The sequence below is a fragment of the Streptomyces sp. P9(2023) genome, from assembly GCF_032436795.1.
Lineage (GTDB): Bacteria > Actinomycetota > Actinomycetes > Streptomycetales > Streptomycetaceae > Streptomyces.
On the sequence record NZ_JAUPWM010000897.1, the window covers coordinates 1 to 231 of the forward strand.

Annotated in this window: 1 protein-coding gene; it reads left to right on the plus strand. The window is 38.1% G+C overall.

The features are described 5' to 3' along the window. Positions 1 to 231: hypothetical protein (locus tag Q5762_RS39830; RefSeq protein WP_315897202.1), on the plus strand; the 231-nt coding region annotated here is incomplete at both ends.

Consider the following 231-nt stretch of genomic DNA (forward strand, 5'->3'; position numbering starts at 1 on the left):
CTATGATGCTACACAACCTTTAAATTTAAAACGAGTACAGCAGAAAGGCGAAGGTGAAAGGGAATATGAAAAACAAATGCAGGAACTTAAAGACCAAGTTGCTAAATATGACACTCAAATTACCGAACTCGACAAGCGTTTTACAGACGCCACAAGACCCGACTATATTAATCCAAACTCGGCAGATTTCGCACAGGTAAAAGAACTTGCAAGAAAACAGAAAGAAAAACT